1 protein-coding gene is annotated in these 393 nt (G+C 69.7%); it reads left to right on the forward strand.

From position 1 onward, the window contains the following. Window positions 1-393: aminotransferase class I/II-fold pyridoxal phosphate-dependent enzyme (locus tag K9U40_RS24460; RefSeq protein WP_282892626.1), on the forward strand; the 393-nt coding region annotated here is incomplete at both ends.

The raw sequence follows: 393 nt of genomic DNA on the forward strand, positions 1-393 counted from the left end.
GTCGGCGATCCTGCTGATGTGCCTCGCGCTGCTGAAGGCCGGCGACCACGTGGTGTGCTCGCAGTCGATGTTCGGCTCCACCATCAAGCTGATCGGCGGAGAACTCTCGCGCTTCGGTGTCGAGACCACCTTCGTGCCGCAGACGGATGCCGCCGCCTGGAAGGCGGCCCTGCGGCCCGAGACCCGCCTGATGTTCGCCGAGACGCCCACCAACCCGCTGACCGACCTGTGCGACATCGCCGCGCTGTCGGCGATCGCGCGCGAGGCCGGCGTGCTGCTGGCCGTGGACAACTGCTTCGCATCGCCCGCGCTGCAGCAGCCCGCGAAGTGGGGCGCCGACCTCGTCATCCATTCCGGCACCAAGTTCCTCGACGGCCAGGGCCGCGTCATGGC

The organism is Xanthobacter autotrophicus, from assembly GCF_030015065.1.
In the GTDB taxonomy this organism is placed as follows: Bacteria; Pseudomonadota; Alphaproteobacteria; order Rhizobiales; family Xanthobacteraceae; genus Xanthobacter; species Xanthobacter autotrophicus_D.